13 protein-coding genes are annotated in these 20,302 nt (G+C 37.5%); 7 read left to right on the top strand and 6 right to left on the bottom strand.

Annotated elements, in window-relative coordinates:
* The first annotated feature begins 61 nt into the window (after positions 1 to 61).
* The gene (locus tag H4J61_RS00340; RefSeq protein ID WP_182182655.1) at positions 62 to 805 is read left to right on the top strand and encodes an ABC transporter substrate-binding protein; all 744 of its coding nucleotides are present in this window, start codon (positions 62 to 64) and stop codon (positions 803 to 805) included.
* 174 nt (positions 806 to 979) lie between these two features.
* Positions 980 to 1,822 carry an ABC transporter substrate-binding protein gene (locus H4J61_RS00335; protein WP_182182653.1) on the top strand — a complete coding sequence of 281 codons (843 nt, stop codon included), beginning with the start codon at positions 980 to 982 and terminating at the stop codon, positions 1,820 to 1,822.
* 226 nt (positions 1,823 to 2,048) lie between these two features.
* Here H4J61_RS00335 and H4J61_RS00330 read toward each other — a convergent pair whose 3' ends face one another.
* Positions 2,049 to 4,547: a prolyl oligopeptidase family serine peptidase gene (locus H4J61_RS00330; protein ID WP_182182652.1), complete on the bottom strand. Its 2,499-nt coding sequence runs from the start codon at positions 4,545 to 4,547 to the stop codon at positions 2,049 to 2,051.
* A gap of 565 nt (positions 4,548 to 5,112) precedes the next feature.
* Between H4J61_RS00330 and H4J61_RS00325 the strand changes: the two genes are divergently transcribed.
* Both H4J61_RS00325 and H4J61_RS00320 read left to right on the top strand, forming a co-directional pair.
* The gene (locus H4J61_RS00325) at positions 5,113 to 7,464 is read left to right on the top strand and encodes a YgiQ family radical SAM protein (RefSeq protein WP_182182650.1); all 2,352 of its coding nucleotides are present in this window, start codon (positions 5,113 to 5,115) and stop codon (positions 7,462 to 7,464) included.
* Between the two features lie 63 nt (positions 7,465 to 7,527).
* Positions 7,528 to 9,291 (top strand): lysophospholipid acyltransferase family protein, encoded by a 1,764-nt coding sequence (locus H4J61_RS00320; protein ID WP_182182648.1) that lies wholly within the window; start codon positions 7,528 to 7,530, stop codon positions 9,289 to 9,291.
* A gap of 523 nt (positions 9,292 to 9,814) precedes the next feature.
* On the opposite strand, the gene H4J61_RS00315 is transcribed toward H4J61_RS00320, so the two are convergent.
* Positions 9,815 to 10,333, bottom strand: a complete 519-nt coding sequence (locus tag H4J61_RS00315; RefSeq protein ID WP_310650010.1) for a DinB family protein — start codon at positions 10,331 to 10,333, stop codon at positions 9,815 to 9,817.
* Positions 10,334 to 10,601: 268 nt separating this feature from the next.
* Here H4J61_RS00315 and H4J61_RS00310 point away from each other — a divergent pair, with 268 nt between their 5' ends.
* Entirely contained in the window at positions 10,602 to 12,194 is a 1,593-nt protein-coding gene (locus H4J61_RS00310; protein WP_182138405.1) for an ABC-F family ATPase, read from the top strand.
* A 106-nt stretch (positions 12,195 to 12,300) separates the two neighbouring features.
* Positions 12,301 to 13,143 carry a 23S rRNA (adenine(2030)-N(6))-methyltransferase RlmJ gene (locus tag H4J61_RS00305; protein ID WP_182182646.1) on the top strand — a complete coding sequence of 281 codons (843 nt, stop codon included), beginning with the start codon at positions 12,301 to 12,303 and terminating at the stop codon, positions 13,141 to 13,143.
* A gap of 84 nt (positions 13,144 to 13,227) precedes the next feature.
* Here H4J61_RS00305 and H4J61_RS00300 read toward each other — a convergent pair whose 3' ends face one another.
* From H4J61_RS00300 to H4J61_RS00290, 3 genes are all read right to left on the bottom strand, one after another.
* On the bottom strand, positions 13,228 to 13,686 hold the full coding sequence (locus H4J61_RS00300) for a hypothetical protein (protein ID WP_182182644.1): 459 nt from the start codon (positions 13,684 to 13,686) through the stop codon (positions 13,228 to 13,230).
* A gap of 28 nt (positions 13,687 to 13,714) precedes the next feature.
* Positions 13,715 to 16,150, bottom strand: coding sequence for a tetratricopeptide repeat protein (locus H4J61_RS18015; RefSeq protein ID WP_182182641.1), 2,436 nt, complete (start codon positions 16,148 to 16,150; stop codon positions 13,715 to 13,717).
* Between the two features lie 337 nt (positions 16,151 to 16,487).
* A complete protein-coding gene (locus H4J61_RS00290; protein ID WP_182182639.1) occupies positions 16,488 to 17,837 on the bottom strand; it encodes a DEAD/DEAH box helicase in 1,350 nt (449 codons plus the stop codon).
* Positions 17,838 to 18,344: 507 nt separating this feature from the next.
* Between H4J61_RS00290 and H4J61_RS00285 the strand changes: the two genes are divergently transcribed.
* Positions 18,345 to 18,833 carry a GNAT family N-acetyltransferase gene (locus tag H4J61_RS00285; protein WP_182138400.1) on the top strand — a complete coding sequence of 163 codons (489 nt, stop codon included), beginning with the start codon at positions 18,345 to 18,347 and terminating at the stop codon, positions 18,831 to 18,833.
* Between the two features lie 198 nt (positions 18,834 to 19,031).
* Here the strand turns inward: H4J61_RS00285 and folD are convergent, their stop codons facing one another.
* On the bottom strand, positions 19,032 to 19,910 hold the full coding sequence (gene folD, locus H4J61_RS00280; protein ID WP_310650009.1) for a bifunctional methylenetetrahydrofolate dehydrogenase/methenyltetrahydrofolate cyclohydrolase FolD: 879 nt from the start codon (positions 19,908 to 19,910) through the stop codon (positions 19,032 to 19,034).
* Between the last annotated feature and the right edge of the window lie 392 nt (positions 19,911 to 20,302).

The following is a 20,302-nucleotide window of genomic DNA, read 5'->3' as shown; positions in this document are numbered from 1 at the left end:
TAAATCCTTTTTTAACTAAGGAGTTCATATTAAAAAATTTCGCTCTACAGCATTAACATTATTGCTACCTGTATCATGGGTTAATGCTGAAAATTCCCCCTCGATACATTTAGTTACCGAGCACCTACCACCATATCAAATAGAAGCCAAAAATAAATCGCTATCGGGCTTTGCTGTCGACGTTATTAAAGCAACAATGAAACGCAGTCAATACGACTATACCTTAAATAGTTATTCGTGGAGTCACTCTTATAAGTTAGCCCAAGCAAAAGCTAATCACTGTATATTTTCTCTTGCTCGCACAAAGTCACGAGAAACCCTTTTTAAGTGGGTGGGGCCGATATATTACGTCAACAATACCGCGATGTGGGCACTTAAAACTCGAACGATTCAGGTGGAAAACCTAAACGATGTAAAAAAATACACCGTGGCCGTAAGTCGCGATGATATGACCCATATCGGACTAATAGAACGAGGTTTTAAAGAAAATGAGCACCTTTATGTTTTAGATAATACTAAATCCTTGGTGAAATTACTCTTGACTCGACCCGGGATAGATTTAATTGTAGCGAATGATATGACGATAAAATTTCATACAGATTTAGCTGGTGTGACTATAGATGATCTACAACGTGTCTATGAAATTAAAAACTTACCTTTGAATTTATTCTTCGCCTGCAGTAAGCAAACCGACGATAACATAATCAAACATTTATCAAAAAATTTGCAAAGCCTTTACCAAGATGGCAGTTACGATACTATTTTAAAAAAATGGCGTGACCAACTGCTCAGCCCTGACTTCTAGTATAATTCAATTAATGGTTAATAAAAAAACACTTAAAACGCCATAATCTTCTGATTAAAAATACATTTTACGCAATTATTGACTAAAATTTAGCTTTCTAATGTTAGTTTTATATGATTAAAATTAAAGAAGATTACAATCATAAATGGGCTTTGGCTTAATAAGGGATATCAATTGCAGAAAACTCAAAATAACCACAATGTTATTGCTCGTCATAAACAGAGTAGCGCAAGTCTGTATATAAAAAAAATATCATACATTGCTTTAACATTATTATGGGTTGCTTTGCCTATCAGTGCTAACAAAAATCCAGTTATATATATAGTTACCGAACATTTACCCCCATACCAAATAGTGACTCAAAATAAACCACTGTCCGGCTTTGCTGTAGATATTATTAAAGAGACAATGGCACGAAGTCATTATGCCTACTCAATGAAAAATTATCCTTGGGTCCGCTCTTATAATTTAGCCCAAGTAAAAGCTAATTACTGCATATTCTCCATTGCTCGGTTAAAGTCACGAGAAAATATGTTTAAGTGGGTTGGGCCAATATCTAGCGTAAGCAATACGGCAATGTGGGCACGTAAAGGTCGCCATATTAAAATATCTAACTTAAATGATGCAAAAAAATACATTATTGCCGTTAATCGAGATGATATCGCTCATACTGGATTAATAGAGCGAGGCTTTAACGAAGACGAAAACCTCTATGTTTTAGATAACACAAATTCATTGATTAGTTTATTGATTACTCGACCAGAAATAGACCTGATCGTCGCCGATGATACGACAATAAAATTTCGTACTGAATTAGCGGGAGCTAATATAAATGAGCTGCAACGGGTCTATGAAATTAAAGATTTACCACTAAATTTTTTCTTCGCCTGCAGTAAAAAAACTGACGATAACATCATCCAGCATTTATCAAATAAACTACAAAGTCTTTACCAAGATGGCAGTTATGATGCTATCTGGGAAAAATGGCGTAACACACTCACCAGCCCTAAGTTATAAATTAGTTTCGATTGAGTTATTAATCAAATATTGGCACTATTTCACCTAACGTGAATAACTTCATTAATGTTGTAGAACCCTATTTATAAGCGATGTAAGTCATCAGGCTAATGCAGGAGAAATTACCGAGGTGGCTAGGAAAGACTATGTGCTTGTAACATTGTCGACATCCTGAAACTAATAAAGGCCTCAAATGAGGCCTTTATTATTACTTATCATTAAAAATTTATAAGGTGGTTTCAAACAACTTATAAATTCTCCGGTATTCATTTAACCAAGAGCTAGGTTGAACAAAACCATGGGGCTCTACTGGGTAAATAGCGGTTTCAAAGTCTTGTTTTTCTAACTCAATTAAGCGCTGAACTAAACGCACAGTATCCTGAAAAAACACATTATCATCGACCATAGGTGCATTAATGAGCAGCGGTTTTTCTAAGCCTTCGGCGAAGTAAATTGGTGAGCTACGTTCATAAGCAATAGGGTCATCACCCGGCATATTTAAGATGTTAGACGTGTAACCATGATTGTAATAAGCCCAATCTGACACTAAACGTAGCGCTGAACCTGATTGAAATAACTCAGGGTCGGTGAACATTGACATCAAGGTTAAAAAACCACCGTAAGAGCCGCCATAAGTACCTACACGGTTAGCGTCAACATTGGCATTTTCCACTAACCAATTTACGCCATCACGCATATCTTGCACTTCGGGCTTACCCATATGGCGGTATATTGCTGTGCGCCAATCACGGCCGTAGCCTTTTGATGCACGGTAATCCATATCGATAACCACATAACCTTGTTGTACTAACATGCTGTGAAACATATATTCACGAAAGTAACCCGACCAACCTAAATGCGAATTTTGCAAATAGCCCGCGCCATGGCTAAACATTACCGCTTTGTTTTTAGCACTGGTTTTATCGTAACCTTTAGGTAAGTAGACTTTTGAGTATATTGGCTGTGCTTGATGTGATGACTCGATAGCGACTACATTAGGTGCTGCCCAAGGCATTGCCAGAAACGCTGCTGAAACGGTATGGGTTAGTCGCATTGCCTCAGTGTTGTTAGTCATGTCTTTAACATAAAGCTCTGGTGGTAAGGTGATTTCTGAATGCTCAATTAACAGTTTAGCTTCATCAGGGCTTAACGTGTAATTATTCATACCACCTAAATCGGTTAACGCAGTGATTTTACCTGACGCAATATTCACTTTGTAAATTTCATAAATACCTGGGTGTTTTTTATTGGCTTTAAAGTAAATATTTTGTTCATCAGCAGATACTGTTAAGTCGTTAACTTCAAAATCACCTGCCGTTAAGGCTCTTGCTTTGCCATTTAGGGGCTTAAGGTATAAGTGTGCATAACCACTTTCTTCTGAAAGATAATATAAACTTTCAGTGTTATTTACCCAACCCTGTTCGTTAAAAGTGTAATTTATCCAAGCATCATCATGTAAACGGTGTTGAGAAACTAAGGCTTTACGGTCAAAATCAACCGTTGTGATCCATCGGTCTTTGTTATCCCAAGCTTCAAGCATAATAGCGACTTGCTGACCATTTTTTTGCCATTGAATTGGGGCCCACGTTTGCATAACATGAATATTACGCGCTGATTTCTCTGATTTATATTCTTTACCTTCGCGGGCATAATTTTCTTTACGCACACTGGCTAGCACGTCTTCATCAAAACCCGGTAAGCTGTCATAACTCAACAAGGCTTTTGTGCCTTGGCTTAAATCTAAAATATAAAGCTGTTCAGCATATTGGCGGTTATCGGCAACGCGTGTTCGCACCTTTTTCGCCTTAATATCGCCGTTGTTAGCAATATAGTTAGGCATAATATCACTGTCTTTACCTGGTGACTTATCCGTTGCCACACTGACCACTAATTTATCGCCGGCCGGAGACAGACTCGCATGCACAACTTCATTGCCTTTACCTAGGTAAAAGTTTGTTTGGGTTACTGTGCTATTTTTTACCCTTAACTGACGTTTTTGCTCGGCACGTAAGTCTTTGTTGCGCTGCTGTAGCGCAACATATTCAATCAGTTCATGTTGCTCAGCAGCGATATAGCTTGGTGTATCGAGAACAGGCTCTTCACCATCAGTCATTTTTAAGTTGGCTAACTCAATAATTTTTTGACTGCTCATATCATGGGCATAAAAGATATCATCAACACGATAAGCGATATTACCATTAGTTAAAAACATCGCCGATGATTCAACGGCCGACGTATAGGTTAACTGCTGCACGGTTTGAGTGGCCAATGCTTTAACAAAAACATTGCCTTCAAAGGTGTATACCTCATGCGTACGGCTATTATTTAATACCGCATTAGTGTCAGCAACCACGTGCATTTGCGCTAATTTAACTAACTCACCATTACCTTGGGTGCTTAAGTTTTTTTGTACTAAATCACGTAATGGGTTGCCTTGACGCTTTTGCTTGTAAAACACAGTTTGGCTGTCGTCACCCCAATACCAAGACTCAGGAGAGCGGCCAAACCAATCAGGATTTGACATGATTTTTTCTAAGGTAATCGTTGTTGCGCTTGTTACACCTACAGATGGCTTTGCTAGCACTTCACTGGCAATAACGTCACTAGCGATAACGTCACTCGTGGTAGTAGTCTGACTGTCTAGTGCTACCTGTTTTTGCTCTGTCGATACACAAGCGACTAAAGAAAAACTAATAGCAGCGGCAATTAATTGTATTTTCATCATTTATTTATACTTATATGGGGTTGCTTATATTAGGTAGCTTATATTGGCTTACTTATAAGGGCTATTTATCTCAACGTTGGCACAAAATTCAATGGCACTGAAATGATTAACCTTGCTAATCATTAGAATCCTGCAGCTAGTTATACTAAAAAATAGCTTAATTTTCAATGTCTCTGCCTTGTAACACGACCAATAACAAATTTTATACGATGAAAGCCTCTATCAGGTAGAACAACTCAGCAGAAAAAACCAAGAGAACTTTTTTAAATGATTTTTTTCTGATAAATCGCCTTATATTGTACTCAATGGGCTAATTCATCCTTTCAATTTTCCTAAGAAAGTTTGGGCTTATATTTTTTAATCACGCGCCTCGTATTTTTCTCTGCTATAATCGCGCGCTTCGTTAATATGACTTTTATTTCTGCAATCGTGCGCTGTGTGAATGTGGTAAATATGACATTTATCATCAAGGTATTTACTTTGTCGGTTAATAGGTCATTGTTAGGCTTTGAAAGTGTGTAATATCACGCTTGTCTCTATTGTAAAAAATTAATTTAGGTAATGTATGAACTTAGCGTCACTCCAGAAAACAACTCCAAAACTATTCGATTACCCTAAGTATTGGGCAGAATGCTATGGAACCGCACCATTTTTGCCGATGTCTCGTCAAGAAATGGAGGTGTTAGGCTGGGATAGTTGCGATATTATTTTAGTAACTGGCGACGCTTATGTTGACCATCCCAGTTTTGGTATGGCCGTTATTGGTCGTATGTTGGAGTCACAAGGCTTTCGCGTCGGCATAATTGCTCAACCTGATTGGCACTCAAAAGACGCCTTTATGCAATTGGGTAAACCTAATTTATTTTTTGGTGTCACCGCCGGCAATATGGATTCAATGATTAACCGCTATACGGCCGAAAGACGTATGCGCCATGACGATGCTTATACCCCGAATGATGAAGGTGGCAAACGTCCCGACCGCGCGGTAACCGCTTATACCCAGAAATGTAAAGAAGCCTATAAAGGCGTACCTATTATTATTGGTGGTATAGAGGCGAGTTTACGCCGAGTCGCTCATTATGATTACTGGTCTGATAAAGTGCGTCAATCGGTACTATTTGATTCCAAAGCTGATCTGTTAATTTACGGTAATGCTGAGCGTCCACTCATAGAAATTGCCCATCGTATTGCCAATGGTGATGATGTTAAAAATATTACCGATGTACGTGGTAGCGCATTTTTAGCAAACCAAGTATTACCCGGTTGGAAAGGCATAGACTCTCGAAGTATTGATAAACCGGGAAAAATAGACCCTATCTATAGCCCATATCAAGACATGACATCGCCTGACTGCGCGACGACATCAGCCGATGCAGCAGCTGCTGCCGCTGAAGACATGGTAAAAAACGCCGCTGAAAAAGATGTGACTAAAACCGCACAACCGATACAATTAAGTGAATTTAGAGCCACTGCACATAAGAATAAATCATGGGAAGATAAGAAAAAACCGTGGGAAACTACGTACATTAACTTACCAACCTTTGAGCAAGTCAGAGACAACAAAACGCTTTATGCGCATGCCTCACGTATTTTTCATCAAGAAGTTAACCCAACATCCGCTAAACCTTTAGTGCAAAAGCATGGTAGCCGACTTATTTGGTTAAACCCGCCGGCTAAACCGTTATCTGAAGCAGAAATGGATGGCGTTTTTGGTTTACCGTATCAACGTGTACCTCATCCTATTTATGGTGATGCTAAAATTCCTGCTTACGACATGATAAAAACGTCAATTAATATTATGCGTGGTTGTTTTGGCGGTTGTACCTTCTGCTCAATTACCGAGCATGAAGGCCGTATTATTCAAAGTCGCTCTGAAGACTCTATTATTGCCGAAATTGAAGATATTAAATTGAAAGTGCCTGGTTTTACTGGCGTTATTTCTGATCTTGGCGGACCCACCGCTAACATGTATAAATTAAACTGTAAAAGTGAAAAAGCAGAAGCTACCTGTCGTAAGCCATCCTGTGTTTGGCCAACTATTTGCGGCCACTTAGACACCGACCATACCCCAACAATTAATTTATACCGCAGAGCACGGAAAGTTAAAGGTATTAAAAAAATACTTATCGCTTCAGGTGTAAGGTACGACTTAGCGATTCAAGACCCTGAATATGTTAAAGAACTGGCGACTCACCATGTGGGTGGTTATTTAAAAATTGCTCCTGAACATACTGAAGAAGGGCCATTAAATAAAATGATGAAGCCTGGTATGGGCAGTTATAACAAGTTTAAAGAAATGTTTGACCATTATTCTAAACTTGCGGGTAAAAAGCAGTATTTAATCCCCTACTTTATCTCAGCACATCCGGGCACTACCGATTTAGATATGGTTAACCTAGCGCTATGGCTAAAAGAAAACGACTTTAAACTTGATCAAGTACAAAACTTTTATCCTTCACCGTTAGCAAACGCCACTACGCTTTATCATACTGAAATTGATTCATTGCGTAATGTTAAAAAAGACAGCGCAACCGTATCTGTGCCAAAAGGCACTATTCAGCGTCGTTTGCATAAAGCTATATTGCGTTATCATGATCCTGCAAACTGGGGCATTATTCGTGACGCCTTAACCAAAATGGGTCTGGCAAGAAAACTGATTGGGAGTAAACCCGGTTGTTTAGTGCCTAATGAAAGCAGAAATGAAAGCCAACAAATGCATTTTAAAAACAACGGCAAAGGTAAAAATAATGCCCAAGGGAATAAAACCTCACCAGGGCAAGAAAAGCGTTACGGTAAAAAACCCATCACCGCTAAAAAAGCTAAACCGGGCGATAAGGCCAAACAAGGCTTAACGCGTTTTTCTGATAATCAGTTTAACGACAGAAAACCTAAAAAAGGCCAAATAAAAGCAGTATGATGTTGAAATTTATTGCTGTGATTAAGGTCTATTTATTAGACCTTAATCAGGATAATGACTCACTTGTCTAAACTCTCTATTACAAACTTAATGGCAAAACCCCCTAGTACGTGGTTTAAAAAAAGTATTATAAGTTTAGCTGACGCTATATTGTGTATTAAGCAGTTAAGCAAACACTACCATGCCATGGGTTTAGCTGGTTTAGAAAAAGTCGCATTCACTGAGGCTTTTATTCAACAGTTAGACCTAAGGGTTGAGACCGCTGATGCCAACCTTTTAAATGTACCAAAATCAGGCGCTGCTATTGTTGTTGCAAATCATCCCTTCGGTGGTATTGAAGGGATTGTTTTAGCGAATATTTTATCGACAGTACGCCCTGACGTAAAAATTTTAGCGAATAAAGCGCTGAAAATCTTTCCTGAATTAGCCGATTTTTTTATTTTCACTAATCCTTTGTCAACTGGCGCCAAGGGAAACTTATCTTCTCTTCGCCAATGCCAACAACACCTTGAAAAAGGTGGATTACTGGTGATATTCCCAGCAGGCAGAGTGAGTTACCCTGAGACTATTTTTTCTCCTATAACCGACCACCCTTGGAATCGATTAGTCGGCTCCTTAATGAATAAGTTTCTTTGCCCGGTGATCCCCTGCTTTATTGGCGGAAGGAATCGAAAACGCTTTTATTGGCTGGGACATATATATTTCAGGTTAAGGTTATTGATGTTGATTCGTGAGATGCTGGCAAGTGATAAAAAAAATATTCCCATCACCTTCGGCAAAGCTTTACAGATAAAATCAGCACAAGGTAATATTCAAATGAGTACAGATTTAACGCGCTTATCAACCTACTTACTTGATCCGGTTTATCGACAAAAGTGGCCTGAAACATCAGCAAAAAAAACACCCGAAGCCATGCAACCTCTAGCAAAATCACAGGCCAAAGGGCAACTATCTAAAGAAGTTGACGCACTAGCTAAAGCACAACAATTAGTTCATTACAAAAGTTATGTCGTTTGTTATGCAACACGCGCACAATGTCCTAGTGTTGTTGAAGAAATAAGAAAACTTCGAGAAGCAAGTTTTAGATTGTTAGATGAAGGCAGTGGCAATCCACAAGATGGCGATGACTTTGATGATACTTATACGCATTTGTTTATTTTTGACCAAAAAAATCAATCTATTATTGGCGCCTACCGAATGGGCCAAACTGATAAATTATTAAAGACAGATGGTATGAAGAGTTTATACCTATCAAAAATGTTTAACTTCGACACTGCGTTTATCAACCAACAGCAAGCCTGCTTAGAAATGGGTCGCTCATTTATCGTTTTGGCACATCAACGTAGTTTTCACGGCTTGTTATTGTTATTTAAGGGTATCAGTGCTTTTATTGCTCAGCATCCCCAATACCGAGTGCTTTATGGCACGGTATCGTTAAGCAAGCAATACGATCCACTAAGCGTTTTATTAATAGAACAGTTCTTAGTTACCAAAACCGATAAAGTAATGGCAAAAGAAAGTTTTAAGCATCCTATTCACCATGAATTATTAAGCTACTTAAAACACAACCCAAAAGATATTGAAACATTAGATACACTGATAAAACAAATTGAGCCTGACGGTAAAGGTTTGCCGGTACTAGTGAAACAATATCATCAGCTAGGGGCTACGTTTCACTGTGTAGCAATAGACCCTAATTTCGCCTCTACACCCGGATTATTACTGAGCGTAGATGTACCTAGCGCCCCGAAACGATTATTAAAACTCTATTTAGGTGATAAGCTTGAGGGTTATTTAGCTAAAGTAAACGCTAATACTTCGTCATGATATTTATCAAACTAAGTTGTTATGGTTGATAAAATGTATAGTTTATAATTTATAGATGTCTCTGTGCTAGTTCAATCTAGCTTGGACTTTAGACCATCAGGTTAAATGAAACTTAACTGTTTTGACCTAAAAATAACACCTGCTTCAGATGGCTATTACCTATCACGTTAATTACCCGCTGAACAGTTGACGGAGTGAAGTCCGACCTACAAAAATAGCCAAGGCTATATCATTCACCTATAGGCTCTATGTAGCTTGAACTTTAATCCACTAGGTTAAATGAAACTTAACTGTTTTGACCTAAAAATAACACCTATTTCAAATGTCTATTACCCATCACGTTAATTGCCCGCTGAACAGTTGACGGACTAAAGTCCGACCAACAACAAAAGTGCCATGCGCTATATTATCAATCGTAAAAATTTTTGGCTAAAATACTCATTCTCTTTAACCTTTTAAGCAGTAGACTTCATAACTTGGCAACAGTGTAGTGAAGCAGAGCCGTATAGATAGGCATTAAGACTTAACTTATCTCACATTGTTGCTTATCAAACGTAGCGGTAGAAGAAGCTAAACCAAAATCAATATCGTCAAACTTTCCTCCTAATAATTGGTACGCGTGCTTTAAAGCTGCATAGTGATGAATCGCATGGCTGCTAGCAAACATTAACTCTCGAGCTAAGGTGCTTTTTACTGCAATGATATGGCAACTACCCATACCCACGTCAGAACGAACAGTAATGATTTCATCTAAAGAGTCCTCAGTTAAAGACTTTATCCATGCTTGTATCACCACTAATTGCGCTAACGCTACCTGTCGACTGGTTTCAACCAACGAACCTCTTTTACGCAATTCGTAATCAACCACCTGAGTGGTAAAGCCTGACTTAACAGAGTGATAATGGTCTATTATATGACGTACGTGCGTGCCCATAGGGCTAGACTTTCCAGCAATGTTAACGCCATATTCTTGGTCAGTGAGTTGTTCAACAAAATTTATTCCTTGCTGAAGTGTTGCAACATAATGCTGACATGATTTTATCGTTTTTATAATTTTTTTTATTCCGATTATTAATGATACTCGTTAATTAGAACCATAATAGCGTAATTTAATTTCATTTTATTGCTTTAATGATAAGCAGTTATCAAATCACCGTGACTAATGTAAAACAAATAAAAAACCTGCACATTCAAGCCTCACTAGAATTCCAAACAACGTCATCATACTGTATAATCTCGCGCATTATTTAAGGTTAAACTTAGATTAAAGTTCAACTTACACTCATCTACACAATCGCTACGGAACTTATATGTTAGCTGCAAACAATATTACCCAACAATTCGGTGCTAAGCCGTTATTTGAAAACATTTCACAAAAATTTGGTGGCGGAAATCGCTATGGTTTAATCGGGGCCAATGGCTGCGGTAAATCAACCTTTATTAAAATTTTAGGTGGTGATTTAGAGCAAACCTCGGGTAATGTTAATTTAGATCCAAATGAGCGCATTGGTAAACTTCGTCAAGACCAGTTTGGTTTTGAAGCAACGTCTGTCGTTGACACCGTTATTATGGGCCATACTAAATTGTGGGCAATAAAAGAAGAGCGTGATGAGATTTACGCTTTGCCTGAAATGAGTGAAGCAGATGGTATGCGTGCCGGTGATTTAGAAGCTGAATATGCTGAAATGGATGGTTACAGCGCAGAAAGTCGTGCCGGCGAATTATTAATGGGTGTCGGTATTCCTGTCGATCAACATTATGGTTTAATGAGTGACGTTGCCCCAGGTTGGAAATTACGTGTGCTATTAGCCCAAGCATTATTCTCTAATCCTGATATTTTATTACTTGATGAGCCAACCAACAACTTGGACATTCACACTATTCAATGGTTAGAAGAAACCTTGAACGCACGTGATTCAACCATGATCATCATCTCGCATGACCGTCACTTTTTAAACAGTGTTTGCACCCACATGGCTGATCTAGATTACGGTGAATTACGGTTATTTCCGGGTAACTATGACGAATATATGTTGGCGTCTACGCAAGCTAGAGCGCAATTAATGTCTGACAACGCCAAGAAAAAAGCACAAATTGGTGAACTACAAGCTTTCGTGGCGCGTTTCTCTGCCAATGCTTCAAAAGCAAAACAAGCAACGTCTCGTGCTAAGCAAATTGATAAAATTCAATTGGCCGATGTAAAAGCATCAAGTCGTGTTAATCCGTTTATTCGCTTTGAACAAGACAAAAAATTATTCCGTAATGCTCTCGTACTTGAAAGTATGAGCAAAAACTTTGGTGATAATAAAGTCTTAAGCAACCTTAACATGATGATTGAAGTTGGTGAGCGTGTCGCCATTATCGGACAAAATGGTGTGGGTAAAACTACATTCTTACGTACTCTAATGGGCGAAGCTGAATATCAGCCAACATCAGGTTTATATACTTGGTCAGAAAACGTTAACATTGGTTACTACGCGCAAGACCATAGTTATGAATTTGAAAATGATATGACTTTATTTGAATGGATGAGCCAATGGCGTCAACCTAGCGACGACGAACAGGCCGTTCGTAGTTATTTAGGACGTTTATTATTCTCTGCTGATGACATTAATAAATCAGTAAAAGTACTTTCAGGTGGCGAACAAGGTCGTATGTTGTTTGGTAAAATCATGATGCAACGTCCAAACATTCTCATTATGGATGAACCAACAAACCATATGGATATGGAATCTATCGAGTCATTAAACATGGCAATGGAGCAATATGAAGGCACTATTTTGTTTGTGAGTCATGACCGAGAATTTGTCTCAAGCTTAGCGACTCGTATTATCGAATTAACAACCGGTGGTTACACTGATTTTGCTGGTGGCTACGACGAATATTTAGCGTCAAAAGTATAAATTAGTCATCTAGGTAAACGTACTGTAATAAAGCTATCATGAGTTAATTTTGATAGCTTTATTTTTTATTATTTCAATTGCTATTACGCTATTTTAAGGAGCCATTGTGCTCAGTTATCGCCATGCTTTTCACGCCGGAAATTTTGCTGATGTTTTAAAACATTCGGTATTAACCTTAGTACTAGAATATATGACCCGCAAAGATAAGGGCTTTTATTATATTGATAGTCATTCGGGCGCTGGCATGTATCAGCTGAGCGACGATTACGCTCAAAAAACCGGTGAATATAAAAACGGTATTGCTAAGTTAATTGAAAATGATGACTTACCCGAAGCCCTGCAGCCGTATATTGATTTAGTCAAAAATTTAAATCAGGAAACTGGAGAACTTACACTCTATCCTGGCTCTCCAGGTATTGCTCGCCAATTTACTCGTCGACAAGACAGCGCACATTTATTTGAGTTACACCCGACTGATATTGAACACTTAAAAGCATATAGCCAACGGTGGAATAAGTCCCATGTTAAGCAATCTGACGGTTACCAAGGTGTGTTAGGTTTAGTGCCGCCGCCGAACCGTCGTGGTGTAGTCTTAATTGACCCACCTTATGAGTTAAAAGAAGATTACTTAAAAGCCGTTCGTACGGTTGTTAATGCTTATAAAAAATTTGCTACTGGCACTTACATTTTATGGTATCCCGTCGTTAAACGTGAACTTGTTGAACAAATGCAGAGCGCCTTTACCAAGAGTGATGTGCGTAACTTAACGCAAGTAGAATATTGCCAAGATGCAGATACTGAAGAATATGGCATGACCGGCACAGGCTTATTTATTGTCAATCCACCATGGCAATTAACTAGCCAGTTAGATGAAATACTCCCCTATTTAAAAACAAAGCTTGGTCATACTGAAAGTCAGTATAGTGTTAAGCAATTAATTAGCGAATAAGTAAAATAACCTGAGCTTTGGCTAAGTACATTTTAGCCTTCAAAAAAATATATTGCCAAATCTCAGGTCATACAGTACAAAAACTCATTGCACCACAATGCGAGGATCATAAGGGTTAGTTGCACAGCCTTTGACATTTACTTCGTAGTAATAGTCACCTGTATTTTTAATTTTACAACGCACTTCACCATCGCGACCTGCTTGATATACACATCTTTTGAAAGGCGAACCCTCGGTAAAACGAATATCAAAGGCATCACCCGTAGTTGTTTGCCAAGCAATATATTTCTCCTTTTGTGAACAAACACATTCGAGATCATTCTTACAGGGGTTTTTACTCTCTGAATATAACAATGCACAATTACTTTCATTGACGGAGGGAGTTACCTTGATTGCGCAATGTGTTGAGGGGTCAACATGAATGAGCAATTCTTTATCTTTAGCGCTGTTGCTAGCAGCAAAAGCTGCCAAGGAAGTTGTCGCTATTAAGAGTATTAAACCGCTGATCATTTTTTTCAGTAATTTGATATTTTGGCTATTCATTGAATTTTCCTTATTCAGGTTAATGGATTCAAACAATTTCTTTTATCCAATGTTTATAGTCGTAAAACTGAGGATCCGCCAATAAAAGCTGTCGGGGATAGCCTAAAAAGATAGCTTTTTTAATAAATGGCTTCATGTCGTTAACGTCGAAGCAATTAATCGCTACTATGGCTAAGTCATAATAAATATAGGGATCATGCACGTTATTGTTAAGTACTATTTCTTGGTGTTTCTTTGCCTGGTCACATTGAGTTAATTCAGAGTAATAACGAGATATTTGTGCTTGCAGACTTGGATCCTTATCATTTATAACCGCATTTTTTTGAGCTAAATCAAGTCCCTTTTTATAAGCCGCTTGAGCCTTTAGTGTGCTGTTTTCACTGTACTTAAATGCATCGCCCAAATTACCCCAAACGGTAGGATCTAATGATGATAATTCAGCACTTTGTAAATACATTTCAGCAGCATTTTCAAAGCGCTGCATAAAAAACAGTACGGTACCTAAATTTGAAAAAGTTAATGCTGTTGGCTTAATTGCCAGTGATTTAGACCAAGCAATGTTGGCCTGCTCAAAATTTAGTACCATATAATAAACAGCCCCTAAGGCATTATAGGCCATAGCCGTGCTGTTATTGATTAGTATTACTTTATTAAATTGGCTAATTGCATCTTCATAACGGCCCGAATTAAACAAAAACAAACCGTAATCATAGTAATTTTTCCAATTACCTAGCTCAAAACTAATCGCTTGTTGATATAAACTTTCAGCCTTATCACTTTGCTCTAATTTTGCGTATAAATCAGCCAATGAAATAAAAACTTCACTGGACTCTGGTTTAATTAGTTTTGCTTTGTTTAAGTGTGTTTCAGCTTTTTCATATTGGCCATTGACACGATAAAGTCTACCAAGTGCTAATTCTGATTCAAACGATACGGTCCGATTGCTGGCAATTAATTGACAAACATTTAAACCTTTTTCGTATTCCTTTGTATCATTGCTCAGTAAATATTTATCCAAGTAGGTTTGACATAAGGCTGACGAAGCTTGAATAAAATCAGGGTCCAATTGTAAGGCAGTAATAAAGAGTTTTTCTGCTGCGACTAAGCTGTTGATGTTTTTTGAATTTCTGTACTTTTCTTTGCCTTGTAAATAAGCATCATAGGCTGCAAAATTTTCTGTTGGCATGGCATTGATTTTGTTCTCTGCGTTTTCACCAACGATAAGCAAACGCAATGCATTAGTAATTTTACGAGACAAGTCACTATAGAGTATAACCAGTTCATCTATTGAGCCCTTAGATTCATCAGACCAAACCTGAAAGCCAGTCACAACATCTGTCATGATAGTGTTAATAATTAATACACTGTTGACAACTTTAGAACGCCCTTCTACGATATATTTAACGCCTAAAATATTTTTAATTTCTTCAATGCTTGCTTTAGGTTCTAATGCATTTATCGCCCTTATTGAAGACACCTTAAATACAGCTTTTAATGTTAATAGATTTACCAGCTCTTCTTGCAAACCTGAAATGAAGTATTGAGGATTATTGTCTAAATCGGTTGCATGAAAAGGCAAGATAGCAACAGCATTTTCAACCACATTGGCGATGGGCGCTTTGTTATCAACAATGACATTAAGTGGCTGTAAATTACTTTCTCTTTCTATTTTTTCAATAAGATGAGTAGACAGGTAATATATAATCAACAATATTATTAATATACAGAAACTATCGACAGAAAGTTGTTGATAAATAAATCGGTGGTTTTTATTGTTTTCATACGCAAACTTTTTTCTTATTTTAAATTCTTTATACCACTGAAAACTAATAACAAGAGGAAAGCCAATAACTAAACATAAAGCCCCCACCTTACCCCCCCAAGTTGGCACATCAAAAATAGGTAATATAATTGAGAATACTTGTAATAAAACCCAAGATACCACTAAATAAGCAGCACTAGCGTTAATTAAACGGCTACTTTTTAATAATGAAAATGACAATTGCCATTTTTTTTCTGAGCCACTAATTTGGTGTACCTGATCAGCGGGGAACGGCCAAATACTATTCACTGACTTTGCCACTGTCGGTAAAAGCATACGATAACCTTTGCGAGGAATAGTTTGGATATAAGTGGGACATTCTTTGTGATCATCAAGTACATGTCTAATTTCACTGATGACGTGGGTAACATTGGTTTTTGCCGCATGATTATCGCCCCAAGCAAAAGCCGAAATCTGCTCTCGCGAGACAATTTCACCATTAGTCGATGATAAATAAAGTAGAACCTCCATCGCTTTAGGTGCTAAGTGGTATCGTTGAGCATTTCGAATAACGATACCTAAATCAGGTTCAATCACTAAACTACCTAATTGAAAGCCCTGATGTAGCTCCGCATCTACAACAAAGTGCTGCGTAACCTTGTCTAATGAAACTGAGACTTCTGGTTCATTGCTCGCTGACACGTGATGCTAACCTCACAAAAAAGAGCACAACATGCCTTTAGGCACTCTTTATAAATTTTAGGGTTTAATCAAAATATAAGTATTGTTGAGATTAGAAAAAATAGCGAGTAGTCGCTATGATCAAGCCGCCTCAGCGCTCATTTAGTTAAGGTTTTTCTGTGGTTGTTAACAGAGATTTTTTCAAAAAAATCTCTAATTGTTACAATGGATGGCCCATCATAAATACTTAAGTGAATTCACAATCAAGCACTATAGAAATAAAAAACCCGCTATACCTTTTTAATATTGAGGCATAGCGGGTTTATAAAAGCTTAATGGTTAAGATAACTGATCAGGATCAATCCACTTCGTCGATAGCCGAATTATCAATATCTTGTGGGGTAACTGCTTGCTTACGTTTTAATACCGGTAACTCACCAGCGTCTTCCGCTAAAAAGGTATTCTTAACAATTTTCTTTGATTTTGGTTTCTTAGCTACTACGACTGACTTATTGCTATCTTTTACTTTGCTATCGACTTTCGCTTTCTTAGGTTTAATACCTTTGAACTTAGCTTTTAAGCCATCAACAGTATCAAAAGTCAGCTTTTGTTGCAGAAAGCCTTCTACATTTTTAAAGCTTATCCAGTCTTTAGGTCCAACAAATGAAATAGAGTCACCTGTGCTACCTGCGCGGCCAGTGCGACCAATGCGATGAACAAATTCTTCGGTATGCTTTGGCATATCGAAATTAATAACATGCGAGACATTAATTAAATCTAATCCGCGAGACGCTAAATCAGTCGTGATCAGTATTTTTTGCTGCCCTTTACTGAAACCGTCCATTATTTGATTACGTTGACCTTGGTTTAGCTCACCACTTAAGGCAACAGCACTTAAGCCTTGCTCAGTTAATAATGTCGACAACCGGTCGGTATCGGCGCGGGTCGCAGTAAATATAATTATTTGCTGGTGATCTTCAGTCGCAATAAAGTGTGCCAGTAGCTTTTCTTTATGGCTTAAGTTATCACAAAGATAAAAACGCTTAGTAATGTCTTTATGTTCGGTATAGCCACTGCCGATAGCGACACGCTTTGGCTTTTTCAATAATGCTAAAGCAAAGTCATTAACTTGTGCATGATCTAAAGTCGCAGAAAACAGCAGCGTTTGGCGTTTACGATGATCGGCAGCTTTATTGATTTGTGATAACTGATCGGCAAAGCCTAAATCTAACATACGATCTGCTTCATCAAGGATGAGTAATTCTAGACCACTCAAGTGAAAATGCCCTTGCGAAAGGTGATCGGCTAAACGCCCTGGTGTAGCAACAATAAAATGAGGTTCTTTTTCTAATACTTTAACTTGGTCGTTAAAATTTTCACCGCCAAGAATAAGTACCGCTTTAAATGCAGAACCCGATGTAAACATTCTTAGCTGAGTAAAGACTTGCTTGGCTAATTCACGAGTTGGCGTTAAAATAAGCACACGTGGATCTCGCTTACTTAACGCTCTATTTTTTGACAAGCGCTGCATCGCAGGAATAATAAAGGCTAACGTCTTACCTGAGCCGGTCTTAGATGAAGCAATCAAGTCATGACCTGCCATGGCGGCAGGAATTGCCTGCTGCTGAATTTCACTAGGCTCACTAAAACCTAAATGTTCCACAGTTGACATTATTTTACTATCCAATCCAAAATCACTAAACTGCAAGCTTACTCTCCACGTTATTTAACTTATATCTGTTAAACAATATAATTGTTACAGACACATAAAACCAAAAATATAATAGCGTATTGTAACCTGTAATTGCCGATGTTTAGCCAAACTATTTTGGTTTAAAAAGAATTATTTCTAATCTAGCTCATGGTTGCTGCTTTGTTTGATTTAAATTCACCTGTTAATAGCTTATTTGCGCTAATTAAATACCAAAGAGTAAATCAACACATAAGTTCAAGCAAAGTTTCATTTACCCTAACTAAAGCAGCAGTATATGCAGGTAAATATATCAGTTGTTTAACAAAACGATTATAATTAGTTGATACTTAACACGATTACAGGTTATTCAACTGTAAGTCGATTAGCAAAGCGATGATGTTTTATAGCTTAATGGCTCAGCTTGTTAGTAACGTTAAATAAGATAGAAAATCCGTAGAGGCCTAGTGTGGAATAACTAAGTAAAAATAAATTAAATTAATACTGTTGAATAGAAATAAATAAATGAATCCAGATGCTCCCTTCTCGCCATACACAGTTATAAAAGCAGTAAAGACAGATAAAAAAGATATATTGCGCTTTTATAAAAACCAGCAATATGCAGCAAGTTTTATCGGACATGATCAATGTTATATTGTTAAAATGGATAAGTTAATTATAGCCAGTGTAATCATATCAGCCGGTCAAGAGCCGGGGAGTTTTTGGCTACTACATGGCTTAGTTACCGACAAAGCTCAACGTGGTAAAAATATCGCAAGCTTAATGCTACATGCCATTATTTCTGATAAAAATGAGCGAAAAAAAGCAAGATATAAAAACATTATTTGCTTTGCTGATGAGGCGTTACAAACATTTTATTTATCAAATCACTTCATTCATTATAACACCCGTGACGACATAGCTCAGCTACCCATAGAGTTTAAACAACGATTGATTCGTTATCGAGAGAGACAGAAAAATTTACACTGCTTTCGATGTAGTGTAAATGATTAAACCGAGCGGCGGTTAATTGCTGTTCTATGCTAATAACCGTATGTAAGAACTATTCTACCATCCAAGCCATTTTACTTGCTCTCTGAACTACCTAAAAAATCAGTTTCCTTGAAGATCAGTACAGTTTCAGATCGCTAAAAATTTGCAATCAAATATTAACTTGATTTTGAAATCTCTAATGACTACACAAGGTAAGCGCTAGCGCAGACTATTTTTAGCCGCTGTTAGCGTATTTTTTAATAAACAAGCAATTGTCATTGGCCCTACGCCACCCGGAACAGGCGTAATAGCCCCACATTTAGCAATAACCGCATCATAATCTACATCGCCAACCAGTTTTGATTTGCCCTCATCGGTTAAAACTCTATTGATGCCTACATCAATAATAGTAGCCCCTTCTTTAACCCAAGCAGCTTTAACAAATTTAGCAATACCAACAGCGGCAACTAAAATATCAGCTTGCTGACATACTTTAGGTAAATTTATGGTTTTAGAGTGCGCAATAGTTACCGTACAATTTTCTTGCAGTAACAACATAGCCACAGGCTTACCAACAATATTAGATCGACCGATAACAACAGCATGCTTACCAGATAAATCATCACCTAAATGTTGTTTTACCAAGATCACACAACCTTGTGGCGTGCAGGGTACAATAGCCTCTGTTTCACCATTAAATAATCGACCAGAATTTATCGCATGAAAACCATCAACATCTTTATTAGGACTAATAGCTGAAACAATAGCACTTTCATCTATGTGTTTTGGTAAAGGTAACTGAACTAGAATGCCGTGAACGCTATTATCATTATTTAATTTTTCGATCTGGCTTAGTAAATACTCCTGAGAAGTATCACAGGGTAATTTTATCTCATTGGAGATCATACCAATTTCTTGTGTTTGTTTGACTTTATTTTTTACGTAAATATGGCTAGCAGGATCTTCACCAACAAGCAGCACGGTTAAACTCGGCTGAATACCATGACATGATTTAAACTCAGTTATTTCTACCGCTAATTTATCTCGTAATTGTTTAGCTACTAACGTTCCATCAATATTCATTATTATTGTTCTCACTGGTTAAACCAAAATAGTACCTGGCAATTAACACCATTTGATTAATCAAGCCATCTACTTTTTAATGCAAAAAATAGATAAATACAAAGCATAAAATTTTATAAGTAATTATTCTATTTATAACACTATATTTTTCATATTAACCATTAAAAATGAACAGATAATTAATCAACTTGGTATAAGTACAAGAATACACTAATGCTATGATACTTATCGAAGTTTTAGGTGCTTAATACGTCAAGCTATAAGGCGTTTCAAGTTGCAGTAATACCATTTTGATTAAATTTGTGATCTAATTGGTTTCATTTTTCATACATTGATATCAGTCGTTATGATCACACTTGAATCCATTGATTTTAAATCTCTTATAGCAAAAGAAACTAATGGGCGAA

The sequence above is a fragment of the Colwellia sp. MB3u-4 genome, from assembly GCF_014077065.1.
Taxonomy (GTDB): domain Bacteria; phylum Pseudomonadota; class Gammaproteobacteria; order Enterobacterales; family Alteromonadaceae; genus Cognaticolwellia.
This window is presented reverse-complemented; position numbering and strand designations above follow the sequence as displayed.